The 927-nt window shown below is 63.8% G+C and carries 1 protein-coding gene and 2 pseudogenes; 2 read left to right on the top strand and 1 reads right to left on the bottom strand.

Translation table 11 applies throughout. The features are described from left to right. Nucleotides 1–269: pseudogene (locus EN984_RS36115) on the top strand (peptidase M15); the annotation flags it as partial. 165 nt (nt 270–434) lie between these two features. Continuing rightward, nucleotides 435–626, top strand: a complete 192-nt coding sequence (locus EN984_RS36110) for a hypothetical protein (RefSeq protein ID WP_127272097.1) — start codon at nt 435–437, stop codon at nt 624–626. Between the two features lie 73 nt (nt 627–699). Here the strand turns inward: EN984_RS36110 and EN984_RS36105 are convergent. After that, nucleotides 700–927, bottom strand: a pseudogene (locus EN984_RS36105) (keto-deoxy-phosphogluconate aldolase); the annotation flags it as partial.

Below are 927 nucleotides of genomic sequence, written 5' to 3'. Positions count from 1 at the left end.
CCACCGCCCGCGACCTGAAGCCGGGCCCCAAGGCCATGGTGGTTGCAGCCGCACCGCAGGCCGCCCGCTGGGCATTGACCAGCGGCGACCATGTCGCCACCGTTTCAAGCGCGACGACGGCGCCGGGCTACGCCTACAGCATCGTGCACACGGCGCCGAGCGAGGTCTACACGGCCGGCTTCCAGCCGAGCAGCCAGGTGGCCGATGCCAACCGCTTCACCGGCAACGCCGTCAAGTTCATGTCGGTAGCCCGCTTCCAGACCAAATGACGGCAGATCAATCGGCAAAGCCGCGCCGGGCAACCAGCGCGGCTTTTTGCTGTTCAGCGAACCGGGCCAGCCTGCACGGTCACGCTCGGCTGAACTTCTCGTGAAGCCGGAACGGTCGGCCTATTCCCTGGGTTAACATAGGTTCGTTCAAACCCGGGGAGATCCATGAAGAACATCCTATTGGCATCGGTCATCGCATTGGCAACCGCTTCGGCGGCTATCGCCCCTACGCAGGCCGAGACCATTGTCGTCAAAACTCATGACCATATGCACATGAAGAAGCACTGCCGGACCAAGGTGGTCACAAGCTGGAAGCATCACCACAGGGTGGTTGAAAAGGTCCGGGTCTGCAGCTGATCAGCTTCGGAGCCGATTTGGCAAACCCGGTCGACGCGAGTCGGCCGGGTTTCTTCATCCCGTGGCCGAGGCCTTATTTCGCAAGCTTGCTCGCGGCGCGCGCCAGGGCTTCGATCTCGTCCCACTTGCCGGCTTTGACGAGGTCGTCGGGCGCCACCCAGGAGCCGCCGACGCAGACCACGTTGGGCAGGCTGAGATAGTCGGCCGCGTTCTTGGCCGAGATGCCGCCGGTCGGGCAGAATTTCACATCGGCGAGCGGCGAGGCAAAGGCTTTCAGCGAAGCGATGCCGCCCGACTGCTC

Source organism: Mesorhizobium sp. M7A.F.Ca.CA.004.12.1.1, from assembly GCF_003997835.1.
Taxonomy (GTDB): domain Bacteria; phylum Pseudomonadota; class Alphaproteobacteria; order Rhizobiales; family Rhizobiaceae; genus Mesorhizobium.
This window is presented reverse-complemented; position numbering and strand designations above follow the sequence as displayed.

Bases quoted from the DNA above. Each gene is read 5' to 3' on its own strand.
- EN984_RS36110 (WP_127272097.1), top strand. From the start codon at position 435: ATGAAGAACATCCTATTGGCATCGGTCATCGCATTGGCAACCGCTTCG.